This is a genomic window from Mucilaginibacter sp. RCC_168, assembly GCF_041355315.1.
GTDB lineage: Bacteria > Bacteroidota > Bacteroidia > Sphingobacteriales > Sphingobacteriaceae > Mucilaginibacter.
Genome location: NZ_JBFUPN010000080.1, coordinates 1 through 617, shown reverse-complemented (window position 1 = coordinate 617; position 617 = coordinate 1). Strand labels below are relative to the sequence as shown.

Here is a 617-nt window from a genome sequence, read left to right as displayed (position 1 = left end):
ATCTCACCGGTTACCCCAACAGGCACCAGTCCCTGATCCGGCCCCAGGATATATATCTGGGTATTGGCTATCGGACGGCCGATAGGTATATTTAAATTATATATATGTGATAGTTTTATCTTTTGATAAGTCGCATGTACAGAAATTTCTGTTATTCCGTACATGTTGAACAACTGGTAGCTTTCGGATAATTCTTTTGTATAATGAATTTTACTAGGACTGAGTGCCTCTCCTCCGAAAATCACATACTTTAAAGATGAAAAAGATATTTTTTCGTTAATATAATTTTGTAGAACATAAAATGCGGATGGTGTTTGGTTAAGAATGGTTACCTTCTGATTTATTAGTAACTCTGTAAATAAGATACCATCTTTAACTACATCCTTATTAACAATTATTAAACGGCCTCCATAAAATAAAGCCCCGAACATTTCCCAAACTGAAAAGTCGAAACAAAAAGAATGGAACATTGGCCATACATCGTTATCAGAAAATTGATAGAGCGGTATAGTTACATCAAATAATCGGGTAATGCTTTTATGCTCGATCATAACGCCTTTCGGCCGTCCCGTAGAACCGGAGGTATAGATGACATAAGCGAGATTAGCAGGGAGGAG

General features: G+C 37.0%; 1 protein-coding gene. It reads right to left on the bottom strand.

Annotated elements, in window-relative coordinates; genetic code table 11:
- Window positions 1-551: AMP-binding protein (locus tag AB6735_RS28040; protein WP_370999489.1), on the bottom strand; the 551-nt coding region annotated here is incomplete at its 3' end.
- Window positions 552-617 lie beyond the last annotated feature (66 nt).